General features: G+C 74.9%; 17 protein-coding genes. 12 read left to right on the plus strand and 5 right to left on the minus strand.

Features of this window, described 5'->3' with window-relative positions; translation table 11 throughout:
- Position 1: 1 nt before the first annotated feature.
- The 9 genes from ACGFIA_RS24215 (at position 2) to ACGFIA_RS24255 (ending at position 8678) form a co-directional block, all read left to right on the plus strand.
- Positions 2-1153: a Gfo/Idh/MocA family oxidoreductase gene (locus ACGFIA_RS24215; RefSeq protein ID WP_357473525.1), complete on the plus strand. Its 1152-nt coding sequence runs from the start codon at positions 2-4 to the stop codon at positions 1151-1153.
- On the plus strand, positions 1150-2313 hold the full coding sequence (locus ACGFIA_RS24220) for a dihydrodipicolinate synthase family protein (RefSeq protein WP_393262246.1): 1164 nt from the start codon (positions 1150-1152) through the stop codon (positions 2311-2313). The genes ACGFIA_RS24215 and ACGFIA_RS24220 overlap by 4 nt, the downstream gene beginning before the upstream one ends.
- On the plus strand, positions 2310-3149 hold the full coding sequence (locus ACGFIA_RS24225) for a sugar phosphate isomerase/epimerase family protein (protein WP_357384481.1): 840 nt from the start codon (positions 2310-2312) through the stop codon (positions 3147-3149). The genes ACGFIA_RS24220 and ACGFIA_RS24225 overlap by 4 nt, the downstream gene beginning before the upstream one ends.
- A gap of 73 nt (positions 3150-3222) precedes the next feature.
- Positions 3223-4389, plus strand: a complete 1167-nt coding sequence (locus ACGFIA_RS24230) for an SGNH/GDSL hydrolase family protein (protein WP_357384479.1) — start codon at positions 3223-3225, stop codon at positions 4387-4389.
- 82 nt (positions 4390-4471) lie between these two features.
- The gene (locus ACGFIA_RS24235; protein ID WP_357384477.1) at positions 4472-5038 is read left to right on the plus strand and encodes an RNA polymerase sigma factor; all 567 of its coding nucleotides are present in this window, start codon (positions 4472-4474) and stop codon (positions 5036-5038) included.
- On the plus strand, positions 5035-5841 hold the full coding sequence (locus tag ACGFIA_RS24240) for a zf-HC2 domain-containing protein (protein WP_357384475.1): 807 nt from the start codon (positions 5035-5037) through the stop codon (positions 5839-5841). Before ACGFIA_RS24235 ends, ACGFIA_RS24240 begins: the two co-directional genes overlap by 4 nt.
- 79 nt (positions 5842-5920) lie before the next feature.
- Positions 5921-6718, plus strand: a complete 798-nt coding sequence (locus ACGFIA_RS24245) for an ABC transporter ATP-binding protein (RefSeq protein ID WP_357384473.1) — start codon at positions 5921-5923, stop codon at positions 6716-6718.
- Entirely contained in the window at positions 6715-8067 is a 1353-nt protein-coding gene (locus tag ACGFIA_RS24250) for a hypothetical protein (protein WP_357384471.1), read from the plus strand. The genes ACGFIA_RS24245 and ACGFIA_RS24250 overlap by 4 nt, the downstream gene beginning before the upstream one ends.
- Positions 8064-8678 (plus strand): hypothetical protein, encoded by a 615-nt coding sequence (locus ACGFIA_RS24255; RefSeq protein WP_357384469.1) that lies wholly within the window; start codon positions 8064-8066, stop codon positions 8676-8678. The genes ACGFIA_RS24250 and ACGFIA_RS24255 overlap by 4 nt, the downstream gene beginning before the upstream one ends.
- A gap of 54 nt (positions 8679-8732) precedes the next feature.
- Here ACGFIA_RS24255 and ACGFIA_RS24260 read toward each other — a convergent pair whose 3' ends face one another.
- The 3 genes from ACGFIA_RS24260 to ACGFIA_RS24270 are packed head-to-tail and all read right to left on the minus strand — an operon-like array spanning position 8733 to position 12148.
- Positions 8733-10694 (minus strand): beta-propeller domain-containing protein, encoded by a 1962-nt coding sequence (locus tag ACGFIA_RS24260; RefSeq protein ID WP_357473512.1) that lies wholly within the window; start codon positions 10692-10694, stop codon positions 8733-8735.
- A gap of 45 nt (positions 10695-10739) precedes the next feature.
- On the minus strand, positions 10740-11036 hold the full coding sequence (locus ACGFIA_RS24265; protein WP_357384465.1) for a MoaD/ThiS family protein: 297 nt from the start codon (positions 11034-11036) through the stop codon (positions 10740-10742).
- Positions 11033-12148, minus strand: a complete 1116-nt coding sequence (locus ACGFIA_RS24270; RefSeq protein ID WP_357384463.1) for an exo-alpha-sialidase — start codon at positions 12146-12148, stop codon at positions 11033-11035. Before ACGFIA_RS24270 ends, ACGFIA_RS24265 begins: the two co-directional genes overlap by 4 nt.
- A 166-nt stretch (positions 12149-12314) precedes the next feature.
- Between ACGFIA_RS24270 and ACGFIA_RS24275 the strand changes: the two genes are divergently transcribed.
- Positions 12315-12725 carry an MmcQ/YjbR family DNA-binding protein gene (locus ACGFIA_RS24275; protein WP_357384461.1) on the plus strand — a complete coding sequence of 137 codons (411 nt, stop codon included), beginning with the start codon at positions 12315-12317 and terminating at the stop codon, positions 12723-12725.
- 1 nt (position 12726) lies between these two features.
- Here the strand turns inward: ACGFIA_RS24275 and ACGFIA_RS24280 are convergent, their stop codons facing one another.
- Positions 12727-13263 carry a GNAT family N-acetyltransferase gene (locus tag ACGFIA_RS24280; protein ID WP_357384459.1) on the minus strand — a complete coding sequence of 179 codons (537 nt, stop codon included), beginning with the start codon at positions 13261-13263 and terminating at the stop codon, positions 12727-12729.
- A gap of 108 nt (positions 13264-13371) precedes the next feature.
- On the opposite strand from ACGFIA_RS24280, the gene ACGFIA_RS24285 reads away from it, so the two are divergent.
- Together ACGFIA_RS24285 and ACGFIA_RS24290 are read left to right on the plus strand one after the other, a co-directional pair.
- Positions 13372-14250, plus strand: a complete 879-nt coding sequence (locus ACGFIA_RS24285; RefSeq protein ID WP_357384457.1) for an alpha/beta hydrolase — start codon at positions 13372-13374, stop codon at positions 14248-14250.
- A gap of 99 nt (positions 14251-14349) precedes the next feature.
- Positions 14350-14766 (plus strand): ASCH domain-containing protein, encoded by a 417-nt coding sequence (locus ACGFIA_RS24290; protein WP_357384455.1) that lies wholly within the window; start codon positions 14350-14352, stop codon positions 14764-14766.
- A 22-nt stretch (positions 14767-14788) separates the two neighbouring features.
- Here the strand turns inward: ACGFIA_RS24290 and ACGFIA_RS24295 are convergent, their stop codons facing one another.
- Complete coding sequence (locus tag ACGFIA_RS24295; RefSeq protein WP_357479259.1) at positions 14789-15916, minus strand: CoA transferase; 1128 nt, start codon at positions 15914-15916, stop codon at positions 14789-14791.
- Between the last annotated feature and the right edge of the window lie 30 nt (positions 15917-15946).

Below are 15946 nucleotides of genomic sequence, written 5' to 3' on the forward strand. Positions count from 1 at the left end.
AGTGGAACGCACGTCCGTCGGCATCATCCTCAACGGCGTCACCGGCAGGATGGGTTACCGGCAGCACCTCGTCCGGTCCCTGCTCGCCATCCGCGAACAGGGCGGCGTGCCGGCCCGCGACGGCAGCCGCATCTGGCCCGAGCTGACCCTCGTCGGCCGGGACGAGAACCGGCTCGGCGAGATCGCCGGGCGGCACGGGCTGTCGGCGTACACGACGGACCTGGACGCGGCACTCGCCGACGACGCCAACCGGATCTACTTCGACGCGCAGGTGACCGCGCAGCGGGAGAAGGCGATCCGGGCGGCGATCGAGGCCGGCAAGCACGTCTACACCGAGAAGCCGCTCGCCGAGGGGTTCCTCGCCTCGCTGGAGCTGGCCCGGCTCGCCGCCGCCGCCGGCGTCCGCAACGGCGTCGTGCAGGACAAGCTGTTCCTGCCCGGCCTGCGCAAACTCAAGCGGCTGGTGGACGGCGGCTTCTTCGGCCGGATCCTGTCCGTGCGCGGCGAGTTCGGCTACTGGGTGTTCGAGGGCGACTGGCAGGCCGCGCAGCGTCCGAGCTGGAACTACCGCGCCGAGGACGGCGGCGGCATCACGCTGGACATGTTCCCGCACTGGCACTACGTGCTGGAGCAGATCATCGCCCCGGTCACCGCCGTCACCGCCGTCACCGCCACGCACGTCCCCGAGCGCGTCGACGAGGCCGGGAACAGCTACCGGGCCACCGCCGACGACGCCGCGTACGGCATCTTCGAGCTGGCCGGCGGCATCGTCGCGCAGATCAACTCCTCCTGGGCGGTCCGCGTGCACCGGGACGAGCTGGTCGAGTTCCAGGTCGACGGCACGCACGGCAGCGCGGTGGCCGGGCTGCGCGACTGCCGCATCCAGCACCGGGGCACCACCCCGATGCCCGTGTGGAACCCCGACCTGCCGGTCACCGAGCCGTTCCGCGCGCAGTGGCAGAAGGTGCCGGACAACGGCGAGCACGACAACGCGTTCAAGGTGCAGTGGGAGGCGTTCCTGCGCCACGTCGTCGACGGCGAGCCGTTCCCGTGGGACTTCCTGGCCGGCGCCCGGGGCGTGCAGCTGGCCGAGGCCGGGCTGCGCTCGGCCCGCGAGGGGCGGCGGGTGACGATCGAGGAGATCCCCCGGTGAGCACACGCATCACGCTGCCGGTTCCAGGCGGCGGCACCGAGAAGCTGACGTTGCGCGAACCGCCCGCCTGGCGCCGGCCGTTCGCGCCGCCGGCCAGCCGGATCGCGTACGCGGCGGCGCACGTCGTCGCCGACCCGTACGCCGACAACTCCCCCGGCCGCCCGGCGCGGCTGGACTGGGACGCGACGCTCGCGGTGCGGCGCGACCTGTGGTCGTGGGGCCTCGGCGTGGCCGAGGCGATGGACACGGCGCAGCGCGGGATGGGGCTGGACTGGGCGGCCACCCGGGAGCTGATCCGGCGCAGCGCCGCAGAGGCCGCCGCGTGCGGCGGGCGCATCGTCGCCGGGGCCGGCACCGACCAGCTCACCGGCGTGCCCGGCACGCTGGACGAGGTCGTCGCCGCGTACGCCGAGCAGGTCACCGTCGTCCAGGAGTGCGGCGCCACGCCGGTGCTGATGGCCAGCCGGCACCTCGCCGCGCTCGCCACCGGGCCGGAGGACTACCTGCGCGTCTACGAGCGGGTGCTGCGCGAGGCCGGCGTGCCGGTGGTGCTGCACTGGCTCGGCGACATGTTCGACCCGGCGCTGGCCGGCTACTGGGGCTCGGCCGACCTGGACGAGGCCACCGCCACGTTCGCCGCGCTGGTGCACGCCCACGCCGAGGCGGTCGACGGGGTGAAGGTGTCGCTGCTGGACGCCGCCCGGGAGGTCCGGCTGCGGGAGCTGCTGCCACCGGCGGTGAAGGTCTACACCGGCGACGACTACCACTACCCGGAGCTGATCGAGGGCGACGGGAAGCGGTTCAGCCACGCGCTGCTCGGCGCGTTCGCGGCGATCGCCCCGGCCGCGTCCGCCGCGCTGGGGCGCCTCGACGCGGACGACAGGGCCGGGTTCCGGGCGGTCCTCGATCCGACGGTGCCGCTGTCCCGGCACCTGTTCGCCCCGCCCACGCCGTACTACAAGACCGGCGTCGCGTTCCTGTCCTGGCTCAACGGGCGGCAGCCGGGCTTCACCATGGTCGGCGGCCTGCACGGCGGGCGCGGCGTCCCGCACCTGGTCCAGGCGTTCCGGCTGGCCGACGCCGCCGGGCTGTTGCGCGACCCGGAGCTCGCGGCCCGGCGGATGCGCGCGTACCTGGACGTCGCGGGCGTGCCCGGATGACCACCGATGCGCGGCTGGCGAGGCTGTCGCTCAACCAGCGCACCACGCAGCGCTGGTCCGTGGCCGAGGCGGTCGGCGGCTGTGTGCGCGCCGGCATCCCGGCGATCGGGCTGTGGCGTGAGCCGGTGGCCGAGATCGGCGTACCGGCCGCGGCGCGGCTCGTCGCGGACGCCGGGCTGCGGGTGTCGTCGCTGTGCCGGGGCGGGTTCCTCACCGCCGCCGACGAGGCCGGACGGGCCGCGGCGCTGGCGGACAACCGGCGCGCGATCGACGAGGCCGCCGAGCTGCGTGCCGCCTGCCTGGTGCTCGTCGTCGGCGGCCTGCCGCCCGGCTCACGCGACCTGGCGGGCGCGCGGCTGCGGGTCGCCGACGCGCTGGCCGAGCTGGCGCCGTACGCGGGCGAGCGCGGGGTACGCCTGGCGCTGGAGCCGCTGCACCCGATGTACTGCGCCGACCGGGCGGTGCTGTCCACGCTCGGGCAGGCGCTCAACCTGGCCGAGGCGTTCCCGGCCGACCAGGTCGGCGTGGTGGTGGACACGTTCCACGTCTGGTGGGATCCGGACGTGTGGCGGCAGATCGCCCGCGCCGGGGCGCGGATCGCGAGCTTCCAGGTCTGCGACTTCCTCACCCCGCTGCCGGCCGACGTGCTGCTGGGGCGCGGCATGATGGGCGACGGGCACATCGACTTCCCGCCGCTGCGCCGCGCGGTGGAGGCCGCCGGATACTCCGGTGACGTCGAGGTGGAGATCTTCAACGCCGAGGTGTGGGCCACCGATCCGGACCTGGTGCTCGCCACCATGACGGCTCGGTACGTGGATCGCGTGCTGACCGGCTGACCCAGCGTGACGAGTCCGGCCTGTCGGACAAATCAGGTGGCCGCCCGCCGGATCCGGCGGCAGGATCGGAACCATGTCATCCCCTCACCTCACCACTCCGATCACCCCGGACCTGCTGCGCGGCGCACTCGACCTGGAACGGACCGCGCAGGGGGTGCTGCCGCACCGGCTGCCCGCGTGGGCCCGGGCGCAGAACACCGACCCGCAGGTGATGATGGCGGAGGCGATGCCCTCTGGCGTACGGCTGGCGTTCCGCACCCGGGCCACCACTGTGGAGCTGGACGTGCTGCCCACGAAGATGGTCTACCGGGGCACCGGGCCGCGTCCCGACGGCCGCTACGACCTGGTCGTCGACGGCCGTCTCGCCGGTCAGGCCACCGCCGGTGGCGGCAGGGTGCTCACCATCGACCTGACCACCGGCACGTCCGGCGTCGAGCCCGGCCCGGTCGGCACGGTGCGCTTCACCGACCTGCCCGCCACCGACAAGGAGGTGGTGATCTGGCTGCCGCAGCGGGAGATCACCGAACTGGTGGCACTGCGCACCGACGCGCCGGTCGAGCCGGCCGGCACGGACGGCCGCCGGGTGTGGCTGCACCACGGCAGCTCGATCAGCCACGGCTCGGACGCGGAGAGCCCCACCGGCACCTGGCCGGCCGTGGCCGCCGCGCTGGCCGACGTGGAAGTGGTCAACCTCGGGTTCAGTGGCAGCGCGCTGCTCGACCCGTTCACCGCGCGGGCCATGCGCGACACCCCGGCCGACCTGATCAGCGTCAAGATCGGCATCAACCTGGTGAACAGCGACGCGATGCGGCTGCGGGCGTTCGGCCCGGCGGTGCACGGATTCCTGGACACCATCCGGGAGGGGCATCCGCGGACGCCGCTGCTCGTCGTGTCGTCGATCCTGTGCCCGATCCAGGAGGACACGCCGGGCCCCGGCGCGGCCGGGTTCGCCGACGGGAAGGTGCGGTTCCGGGCCACCGGCGACCCGGCCGAGGTGGCCGCCGGGCGGCTCACGCTGCGCGTCATCCGCGCCGAACTGGCCCGGATCGTGGCGTCCCGGGCCGGCGCCGATGCGAACCTGCACTACCTCGACGGGCTGGAGCTGTACGGCGAGGCCGACTACGCGCAGCTGCCGCTCCCCGACGAGCTGCACCCCGATCCCGCCGCCGACCGGCGCATCGGCGAGCGGTTCGCGGCACTGGCGTTCGGCCCGGCGGGACCGTTCGCCGCGTCGGAGTGACGGACAGCCCCGCACGGCCGGGAGTGACCCAGGTCACTCCGGGCCGTGATCCGTCGAGGGCGCCGGGAACGACCATCTAGGCGTGGAAGGAAGCAGACAGGACGAGGAGCGGCTGCTGCGGCGGGTCGCACGCGCCGACCTGGACGCGTTCGACGAGCTGTACCGGCGTACGTCGCCGTGGCTCGCGATCCGGCTGCGGCGGCGGTGCGCCGACGACGGCCTCGTCGCCGAGGTCCTCCAGGACACGTACCTGACGGTGTGGCGCGCCGCCGGCTCGTTCAGTGGGCTCCGGCCCTCCGGTGGCGCGGACGCGCCGGGCGGCTCGGCCGCCGGCTGGATCTGGACCATCGCGGCCCGCCGCCTGGTCGACGCGATGCGCCGCCGCGCCCGGGTGCGGGAGGTGCCGACCGACGTGCTTCCGGTACGCAGCGCGCCCGCCGCCGAGGACGAGGCGCTCGCCGGGTCGCTCGGCTCCGAGGTGGGCGCCGCGCTGGACGCGCTCGCCCCGGAGCTGCGGGCGGTGCTGGCCGCCATGGTCCTGGACGGGCTCACCGTCCGGGAGACCTCGGTCCTGCTGGGGGTGCCGGAGGGCACCGTGAAGAGCCGGGCGCGGCGTGCCCGCACCGCACTCCGGGAGGCACTGACATGACCGCTCACGTTCCCCCGCCGGCCCTGGCCGCGTACGCGGCGGGCAGCCCCGACGACGCCGCCACCTGGACCATCGAGGTGCACCTGGAGGGCTGCGCCGAGTGCCGCGACCGGCTCGGCGAGCTGGCCGCGCCGCCGCTGCGGGCCCTGCTCGGCGACGCCCGGGAGGCGATCCTGGAACAGGCCCGCACCGGCCCGCAGCCGGTGCCCCGGCGGCCGCTGCGCCGGTGGTGGCTGCGCTGGACCGACTGGTCGATGCCGGCCTGGGCGGCCATGACGTGCACGGCGATCCTCGCCGCGGTGCTGCTGGACCGCAACTTCCCGGATCGCCCCTCGGCGGTGCTGCTGCTCGCGCCGGTGGCGCCGCTGGCCGGGCTCGCGGTGGCCTGGTCCCGCCGCGCCAACCCGAACTGGGAGGTGGTCGCCGGCACCGCCCGCGCCGGGCTGGAACTGCTGCTGCGCCGTACCCTCGCGGTTCTGCTCCTGGTCGCGCCGGTGCTCGCGGTGGCCGGGCTCGCGGTCGGCCGCAACCCGGCGCTGTGGCTGCTGCCCTGCCTGACGTTCACCGCGGCGACGCTGCTGCTCGGCAGCCGCGTCGGCGTGCCGGTGGCCGCCGCGCTCCTCGGCGGCGGCTGGCTCGCGGCGGTCGCGGCCGGGTCGTTCACCGCCGACGCGAACCGCGCCGCCGCCGTCACCGAGACCCTGCTCCGGCCCGCGACCATGCCCGCCTGGGCGACGGCCGCCGTCGTGCTCACGGTGCTGACCGCGCTACGCGCCGAACACCTGCGGCGGCCCACCGGCTGACGCCGGCCCCGCGACCCCCACCACCACACGGCGCCCGTCCGGCGCCGCTGTCCACCCTGCCCGGAAAAAGGAGACGACATTGGTACGCGCAGTGAGCGCCGACGAGGTGGCGCCGACCCGGCACGCCTGGCGGATCGAGGCGGTGGGACTGTCGGTGAAGGCCGGCCGGCACCTCGCCGTCGACAACCTCGGCCTGACCCTCGGCGCCGGCGTGCACGGGCTGCTCGGCCCCAACGGCGCCGGCAAGAGCACGCTGATGCGCGCGCTCGCCACTGTGGTCAAGCCGCACGCCGGAGTGCTGCGGCTGCTCGGCGCGGACGCCACCACGACCCGCGAGCTGCGGCCGGTGCGCCGCCGGCTCGGCTACCTGCCGCAGCAGTTCGGCTACTACCCCCGGTTCACGGTGCGGGAGTACGTCGAGTACGTGGCCTGGCTGCGGGAGATGCCGGCCTCGGCGGTGCCGGGCGCGGCCCAGCGGGCCATCGAACGGGTACGCCTCACCGACCGGGCCGACGCCAAACTCAAGTCGCTGTCCGGCGGCATGCTGCGCCGGGCCGGCATCGCCCAGGCGATCGTGAACGAACCGGACCTGCTGCTGCTCGACGAACCGACAGTCGGCCTCGACCCGGAACAGCGGGTCGAGTTCCGGGAGCTGATCCGCGAACTCGGCGCGGACGCCTGCGTGCTGGTCTCCACCCACCTGGTGGAGGACGTGGTGGCGGCCTGCTCGGACGTCATCCTGATGGATCACGGCGCCCGCGTGTTCCAGGGCCTGCCCGCCGACCTGGTCCGCCACGGCGAGACCGGCGGCATCGGCGACAGCGCCGCCGAGCGCGGCTACTCGTACCTGCTCCAGCAGCACCGGAGCGCCCGATGATCCGACAGATCCGCGTCGAACTGCGCCGCTCCAACGCGCCGGTCGTGGCGGTGCTGCTGATCGCCGTCGGCGTCCTCGGCACCGCCAGCATGTACGACTTCTGGCAGGGACAGTGGCTGCGGCTGGGCTACGTGCACGCCTCCAACGTCTTCCTGCTGATGCCGCTCGCGCTCGCCGGTGGCGCGGTGCTCGGCCGCCGGGACCGCCGTACCCGCGCCGACGAGCTGATGAACAGCACCGGCCGGCCCCGCTGGCAGCGCGCGCTGCCGGCGATGACGGCGCTCGGCGTCGCCGCCGCCGCCGCGCACCTGCTCGTGGTCGCCGCCAGCGCGGCGGTGATCGCCACCGGCGGCACCTACCTCGGCGTACGCGGACTCGCCGGGCCGCTGATCGACGTGCTGGTGCTGGTGGGCGCGGCCTGGGTCGGTGTGGCAGCGGGCCGGCTGTGGTCCTCACCGCTGCTGCCGCCGCTGCTGGCCGCCGCCGGCCTGGTGGCGCAGGAGGGCACCGCCATGCTCGGCGGTCCGGCCGGTAGCCGGCTGACGAACGCGTCCCTCATGATCTCCTGGCCGCCGGACACGCCGTGGGAGACGCTGTCCGACCGGCTGCTGCTCAGCCGCCTCACGCTCGGGGTCGGGCTGGTCCTCGCCGGCCTGCTGCTGGCGGCGGGCCGGTCGTGGCCGCTCCGGGCCGGCGCGGCGGCGAGCCTGGCCGCCGGTGTCGCGGGACTCCTGCTGATCAGCGCACCGGGCCCCGCCGGCATCTGGCAGCTCGACCAGTCGGCACGCCGCTACGTCTGCGCCGACGGCACGCCGCAGGTGTGCGTCACCGCGATCAACGCGCACCTGCTGCCCCAGATCACTCCCGAGGCCCGCCGGGGACTGCGCGCGCTGGCGAAGCTGCCGGACGCGCCGACCCGCGCGGTGGAACTGCGGCTGGACACCATCGGCAGCAACGACAGCGAGCAGTGGCACCGGCCCAAACCCGAACCCGGCACCGTGCAGTTCCTCCTGGAAGTCGACCCGGACACCGGCCGGGCCGCCGACGTGGCCGAACGCATCGCCCTGGGCGGCGGCACCAAGTGGTACGGCTGCGGGCGCAGCGGCGACGACATCGCCCCGGCGGTCGCCGCCGCCTGGCTGCTCGATGCCGAAACGGTGCGGCTGTGGGACTCCTGGACCGGATACCGGTACGCCGACGAGCAGCAGGAGGAGATCCGGACCGGCGTGCGACAGCTGCGCGCGCTGCCCGAGCCGGAGCAGTTGCGGCGGGTGACCGCGCTGCGGGACGCGGCCGCGCGGTGCGAGCCGGACCTGATGCCGGCGCTCACCGGACGGGCCGCGCCGTGACCCGCTGGCTGCCGCTCTACGTGCGGTCCCGCCGGCTACCCGCCGCGCTGGCCGGATCGGCGGTCGCCGTCGCCGTGATGGCTCTTTCCTGGTCCGCCTTCACCGACCGTCCCGAGGTGCCCGCTCGCCTCGCCGTGCTCACCACCGCGCTGGCGGTGGCGCCGCTCGGGCCGACGCTCGCCGGCACCGACCCGGCGCTGGAGCGGACCGCCGCCTGGCAGTGGGCGCCGCGCCGGGCCGGGCACCTGCTCGGGTACGGCGCACTGGTGGTCGGGCTGCTGGCCGCCGCCCGCGTACTCGGCGCCGACTTCGGGCCGCTGTCCGTACTGGCCCGCGACACGGCCGGGCTGACCGGGCTGGTCGGGCTCGGCGCCGCGCTCGCCGGCGCCCGGGCCGCCTGGCAGGTGCCGACCGCCTGGGCCGCGCTGGGCGCGCTCCTGGCCGCGCCGGGCGGGCCGGAATGGCGGCAGGTCGCGCTGTGGATGGCACAGGAGCCGGACAACCGGATCGCCGCCGTCACCGCCACGACGTTCCTCCTCGGCGGCGTCGTCGCGTACGCGCTGCGGACGGGACCGCAGGTATCGGCCGCCGAGGCGGCGCTGGAACAGTGAGCGGACCGGACCTCGCCGCGTGCCTGGCACGCGGCGGGGTCCGGCCGTCCACGGTCAGGTCAGCGGCACCCAGGCCAGGGTGTTCATGCCGGACAGGGCGGTCGCCTTGAGCCCGGCGTCGGAGACGGTCCAGAGCACACCGTCGACCATCAGCGAGCGGCGGATCGGCGTCCACTCGCCGCCGTCGGCCAGGTCGGCGGGGTGGTCGACGGCGCCGGCCACAGTGAAGCCCTTGTCGCCGACCCGCAGCGCCAGCACACCGCCGGACGGCGTGCCCTTGACGCTCTCGGCCTGGTCGGTGACCACGCCCGGACGGGTCACCGGGAGCACGACCAGCCGCTCCGGCGCCCAGTAGAGGAAGGCGTGCGGGTCGCTCTCCGCCTCGGACCAGCCGCCCGGGACGTGGTGCTGGGCGAGCCGGGCCGGCCGGGCCGGGTCGGCCACGTCGAACAGCGACACCTGGGTGCCTGTCACCCGCCCCTGGTCGGTCGCGTCCTGTCCGACACCGATCAGGCGGCCGTCACCGGCCGGATGCAGGTACGACGAGTATCCGTTGATCTTCAACTCGCCGGTGACCCGTGGGGCGGCCGGGTCGCGCAGGTCCAGCCCGTACAGCGGGTCGGTCTGCCGGAACGTCACCACGTACCCGGTGCCGCCGAGGAACCGCACCGCGAAGATCCGCTCGCCCTTGCCCAGCCCGGTGACCGCGCCGACCCGGTTCAGCGTGGCGCCCTCGGCGCGTAGCACGTACACGCCGGACTGGGAGGACGTTCCGCGGTTCCACGTGTCGCCGGTGGTGGTGGCCACCCGCAGGTGACCGTCCCACTCGGACATCGCGTACTGGCCGATCGGCCAGCCGGGCACGGACCCGGCGGCGACGTAGCGCGGCGTGGCCGCCGCGGTGTCGAACTGGTAGATCTCCGTGCGGGAGCCGCCCGCCTCGGACGGCTCGCCCCGCCACGTCCGCCACCGCTGGTCGTTGGCGACGTAGAGCCGGGAGCCGGTGCCGTAGACGGTGTCGCCGTCGGCGAACACGGTGACCGGGTCACCGGCGCCGAGCGTGGACGCGCCCAGGTCGAAGCTGAGCACCGTCACCATCGAGGCGCCGGAGAACCCCGCCGGCCGGCTGACCCGGTCGCAGCCGACCCGGCCCGAGCCGACGGTCCGGGCGCCGTCGCGGATCTCGTAGCGCGGCAGCCAGTCGTCGAGCGTGGCCTTGTCGATCACGGCCTGGTTGGCGGCGACCCGCTGCGCGTCGGTGCGCTTCCCCGGCTGCGGGAAGTCGAGCCGGTGTCCGGAACTGATCACGACACGGGCGGTGGCGCCGACCTGCCGCGCGTCGACCAGCCGGCCGTCCATCCGGTACTCGCCGGCGACCCGCGGCGCTCCGGCGAGATCGACCAGGACCAGCCGGGCCTGCCCGGCCGCTCCCGGGGCCGGCGGCCGGCCCGGGACGGTGCCCCTGGTGACCCACCCGTCGCGCAGCAGCACCAGCGCCCGGTCGCCGTGCAGCAGCAGGCTCGCCTCGCCACCGGAGCGCCGATCGGTGGTGAGGTCCAGCGCCACCCGGCCGGTCACCCGGCGGGTCGCCGCGTCGACCACCGACAACACTCCCCGGACGACGGTGACGATCCGCCGCCCGTCGGACTTGACCAGGTCCGGTTCGTCCACGCCCGCCTCGTGCACGTTGGTGCCGGAGAAATCAGGCGTGGACGCCGAGGTGGCGTCCTCGACGCCGCCGACCGCCGCCCGCTTCGCGGCGAACTGCCGCAGCGGGTCGTCCGACCCGAGGCCCCACGGCCCGACCGCCGCCTTCGCGGCCGTACGGATCTGCCGCAGCGCCTCGTCACAGGAGTCGAAGGCGACCAGCCGCAGCCCGCCGGCCGGTACGGCAGTGCCGGCAGGTGGCGGGTCGGCGGGCGGCGGGGCGACGGCCGGCGGCGACGCGGTGCAGCCGGCGAGCGCCAGCGCGGCGACCGTCGTCCATCTGTGCGTCCGGGATCCGTGACGGGTCATGCCGGTCAGACGTGGCCGCGCCGGGCGCGGTTCCCGCCGGTCCCCTCAACCGCCGGCCATCGCGCCGAGCACGATGAACGGCTCCTTGCCGGCGACCACCTCCTCGGGCAGCGGCGCGTCCGGGGACTCGTTGGACAGGTCGAGCTCGCAGGCGTAGAAGCGCACGAACGGCCGCCGCTTCCCGCTGTGCCGGTCACGGATGGTGCCGAGCAGCATCGGGTACGCGGCCTCCAGCGCGTCCAGCACCTCCCGCTGGGTCGGCGGCCCGGCCACCTCGACACGTACCTCGCCGGTGACGTGGGCCAGAGTCTTCAGGTGTGCCGGCAGCACGACCCGGATCACGGCAGCACCTGGACCTCGACCGAGAGCACTGCTGGCAGGTCCCGCACGATCGGCGCCCAGGTGTCGCCGCCGTCGGCCGAGTGGTAGACCTGACCTCCGGTGGTGCCGAAGTAGACGCCGCACGGGTCGAGCGTGTCCACTGCCATCGCGTCGCGCAGCACGTTGACGTAGCAGTGCGACTGCGGCAGCCCCTCGGTCAGCGGCTCCCACTGCTCCCCGCCGGTACGGCTGCGGTAGACGCGCAGCCTGCCCTCCGGCGGGTAGTGCAGCGAGTCGCTGGTGATCGGCACCACGTAGACCGTCTCCGGTTCGTGCGCGTGCACGGCGATCGGGAAGCCGAAATCCGTCGGCAGGTCGCCGCTGACCTCCCGCCAGTTCGCCCCGGCGTCGTCGGTGCGCATGACGTCCCAGTGCTTCTGCATGAACAGCGTGTCCGGCCGGGAGGGGTGCTGGGCGAGACGGTGCACGCAGTGCCCGACCTCGGAGTCCTCGTCGGGGATCTCCCCCGAGCGCAGGCCCTTGTTGATCGGCAGCCAGCTGGCACCGCCGTCGTCGCTGCGGAACGCGCCCGCCGCCGAGATCGCGACGTAGATGCGGTCCCGGTCGGCCGGGTCGAGCAGGATCGTGTGCAGGCACATCCCGCCCGCTCCGGGCTGCCAGGACGGGCCGGTGGGGTGCTGACGCAGGGCGGTCAGCTCGGACCACTTCTGGCCGCCGTCGGTGGACAGGTAGAGGGCGGCGTCCTCGCCGCCCGCGTACACCGTGTCGGGGTCGTGGCGGGACGGCTCCAGGTGCCAGATCCGCTTGAACTCCCACGGGCGTGGGGTTCCGTCGTACCAGAGGTGCTGCCCCACCTCGCCGCTGTAGGCGAAGTCGTTGCCCACAGTCGACCAGGTCCGGCCGCCGTCGTCCGAGCGCTGGATCAGCTGCCCGAACCAGCCGCCGGACTGGGACGCGTACAGCCGGTCCGGTTCGACGGGCGAACCGGTCAGATGGTAGATCTCCCAGCCGCCGAAGTGCGGCCCGTCGACGGTCCAGTCGTCGCGTTTGCCGTCCGACGTCAGAATGAACGCGCCCTTGCGCGTGCCGACAAGTACTCGTACGCCGCTCATGTCTCGTCCTCTCGTCCGAGGGGTTCTTCCGTCGCAATGACCCTGCGGCTCACCGGAACTCATCGCTGTCTACTCCCCGGCTGCGACATTTCCCGCATCGGGCGCGCGCGGACGGCCGACACGCCGGGGCGGCCGGATTGTCGGAGGCGGCGGCTAGCCTGCGCGCATGACCGGCCCCGGAGACGTCCCACCCGAGCACCTCGACCGCCTGCGCCCGGTCTGTCTCGGCCTGCCGGAGACCTACGAGGAACCGGCCTGGGTGGGCGTGCGGTGGCGCGTGCGCGGCCGCACGTTCGCCCACGTGCTCACCGTCGACCCCGGCCACCAGGCGGCGTACGCGCGGGCCGCGGCGACCGACGAGCCGGTCTGCGTGATGACGTTCCGCTCCCCCGGCGACGAGATCGCCGGGCTGCTCGCGGCCGGGCCGCACTTCTTCAAGCCGGACTGGGCCGCCGACGTGGTCGGCCTGCGGCTGGACGCGGAGACGGACTGGACCGAGGTCGCCGAGCTGCTCACCGAGAGCTACTGCGTGCTGGCCCCGAAGAAGCTGGTCGCGCTGGTGGACCGGCCGGGCTGAGTCAGCCCAGCTTCTTGCGCAGCGTCTCGAACGCCAGGTCCGGCCGCAGCGGCACGCCGAAGCGCTCGTCGCCGTACGGGAACGGGCTCAGTTCGCCGGTGCGGGCGTAGCCGCGCCGCTCGTACCAGGCGATGAGGTCGTCGCGCTGGACGATGACCGTCATCCGCATCTCACCGGCGTGCCACTGCTCGGCCGCGTAGCGCTCGGCCTCGGCCAGCAGCTCCCGGCCCAGGCCGCCGCCCTGCCGGCCGGGCGCCACAGCGAACATCCCGAAGTAGACGTGGTCGTCGCGGTGCTCCAGCTGGCAGCAGGCGAGCAGGTCGCCGCCCCGCTCGGCGACGAGCACCACACCGTCCGGGCCGGTGACCGCCGTGGTCACCATCTCCGGGTCGGTGCGCTGCCCGGCCAGCAGGTCCGCCTCGTGGGTCCAGCCCTGCCGGCTGCGCTCGCCCCGGTACGCCGACTCGATCAGGTCGACGAGGGCCGGCACGTCCTCGGGGCGGGCGACCCGGACGGTACGGGGTGCGGGGCTGGTCATGGCGGTTCTCCACGGTCGCTGCGACGTACCTGCTCAGCGTACGCACGCGGGTGTCCCGGACGGCGGCCGGGACCACCGGGCGGGACGGTTCGTGGTTCACTGCCGGGCATGGAGACGGCAGTCGGCGCGGCGGGCCTGCCCGCGATGCTCGACCTGCCGGCCGGGCCGGTCCGCGGCGGCCTGGTGGTGCTGCACGGCTCGCACGCCGGCGAGCGCTCGTACTTCCTCTACGAGCATCTGGCGCGGCTGCTGCCTCCGGCCGGGGTGGCGGTGCTGCGCTACGACCGTCGCCCACGGCCCGGTGGGCGCGACGTGCCACTGGCCGAGCAGGCCGAGGACGCGACGGCGGCGCTCACCGAGCTGCGCCGGCACGTCGGGGCGGTCCCGCTCGGGCTGTGGGGTTTCAGCCAGGGCGCGTGGGCGGCGGCCCTGACCGCGACCCGGCATCCGGTCGACTTCCTGGTCCTGGTCGGGTGCAGCGCGGTGAGCCCGGCGGTCCAGATGCGCTACGGCACGGCCGAGCAGTTGCGCCGGCACGGCTACGGCCCGGCCGATCTCACCGAGCTGGCCGAGCTGCGCCGGCTGGCAGAGGGCTTCCAGCGCGGCGAGGTGCCGCGGCCGGTGGCGCAGGCGGCACTGGACGCGGCGGCGCGACGCCGCTGGTTCCCGCTGGCGTTCCTGCCCGACGAGTTGCCCGCCACGCCGGGCACCTGGACCGACATGGACTACGACCCGGCGCCGGTGCTGGCGCGGCTGACCGGCCCGGTGCTGCTCTGCTACGGCGAGACGGACGCGTGGATCCCGATCGAGGAGAGCCTCGCGGTGTGGCGGCGGGCGGCGTGCGACGCGGAGCTGACGGTTGCCCGGCTGGCCGGCTGCGACCACGCCCCCACGCTCGGCGAGGGCGAGGATCTGGACAGCGTCAGCCCGCAGTACGAGCGGGTGCTGCTGGGCTGGCTGGACCGGCTGCTGCCGGCGGCCGGCTGAGCGGGCGGCCGGCTGAGCGGGCGGCCGGCTGAGCGGGCGGCCGGTTCCGGCTCCAATTGTCCGCGCGCCGCGCCGCCGCTGACCGCTAGCCTGCCGGGCATGGACGCCGACCTGCCCACGTTCGAGTTCGCCTTTCCCGGCCCGCTGCGCGACAAGCTCGTCGCCGCTGTGCTCGACGGGAGCAAGACCACCACCACCGGTCTGCTCCAGGACTACGAGATCGACGGTGAGCCGCTGCCGGCGGTCGGCGCCCGCTCGGCCGTGCTCGACTCCGACAACCGTCCGGTGGCGGTGATCGAGCTGGTGGAGGTCCGTGTCGCCCGCCTCGGCGACGTCGACCTCGACCACGCGCGCGACGAGGGCGAGGGCCACGAGTCGGTGGCCGCCTGGCGCGCCGGCCACGAGCGGTTCTGGCACGGCGACGACTACCGCGGCTGGCTCGGCGACCCCACGTTCACCGTCGACGACGACACCCCGGCGGTGCTGGAACGCTTCCGCCTGGTCGAGACGCTCTGACCGCGGGCCCGGCCGGCCGGGCTCAGGAGGCGGCGAGCCAGGCGCGCAGCTGGTCGCCGTGTTCGTCCAGCTCCGGTGGCGGCAGGTCGTAGCGGGGCGGGGTGCCGGACAGGCCGATCGGGTTGCGGATCCCCGGCACCCCACCGGCCGTCACCACCGGCTCCAGGCCCAGCCCCTCCGCCAGCGCCACTCCCTCGGCCACCGAGTTGATCGGGCTGCACGGCACACCGGCCGCCCGCAGCTCGGCGAACCAGTCCGCGCTGCCGCGCCGGGACAGCGCCGTCACCAGCAGCGGGCGCAGCTCGTCGCGGTGCGCGACGCGGTCGGCGTTGCGGCCGAACCGCGCGTCGTCGGCCAGCCCCGGCACGCCGAGCACCCGGCAGAGGGTACGGAACTGAGCGTCGTTCCCGGCGATCACCACCAGCTCGCCGTCGGCGGTGGGCAGCGGCTCGTACGGCACGATGCTCGGGTGCGCGTTGCCCATCCGGTGCGGCGCCGCTCCCCCCGCGACGTGCGCGCTGGTGTGGTTGACCAGCCCGGACAGCGCCGAGGAGAGCAGGTCCACAGTGACGTGCTGACCGCGCCCGGTCTCCTCCCGGTGCCGCAGCGCGGCGAGGATGCCGACCGCCGCGTGCAGTCCGGCGATCACGTCGAAGACGGCCACCCCCGCCTTGTACGGTGGGCCGTCGGCGTCACCGGTGAGACTCATCAGCCCGGCGGCGGCCTGCACCATCAGGTCGTACCCGGGCAGGTCGGCGCCCCCGGCGTCGCCGAAGCCGCTGATCGAGGCGTACACCAGGCGGGCGTTGCGGGCGGTGACGGTGTCGTGGTCAAGGCCGAAGCGGCGCAGCGCGCCCGGGCGGAAGTTCTGGATCAGCACGTCGGCGCGGTCGGCCAGCCGGTGCGCAAGCGTCAGGTCGCCCGGGTCGGTCAGGTCCAGCGCCAGTGACCGCTTGTTGCGGTTGACCGCCAGGTAGTAGGTGGAGACGTCGTCGCGGACCGGGGGCCGCCAGTCGCGGGTGTCGTCGCCGCCCGGGGGCTCCACCTTGACCACGTCCGCACCCAGATCGGCCAGGAGCATCGTCGCGTACGGCCCGGCGAGGATCCGGGAGAAGTCGGCGACCAGCACCCCGCGCAACGGACCCGACATGCGGCACCTCCCTCGCCGCCGCCCACGATG

It is taken from the genome of Micromonospora sp. NPDC049203 (assembly GCF_043197215.1).
Classification (GTDB): domain Bacteria; phylum Actinomycetota; class Actinomycetes; order Mycobacteriales; family Micromonosporaceae; genus Micromonospora.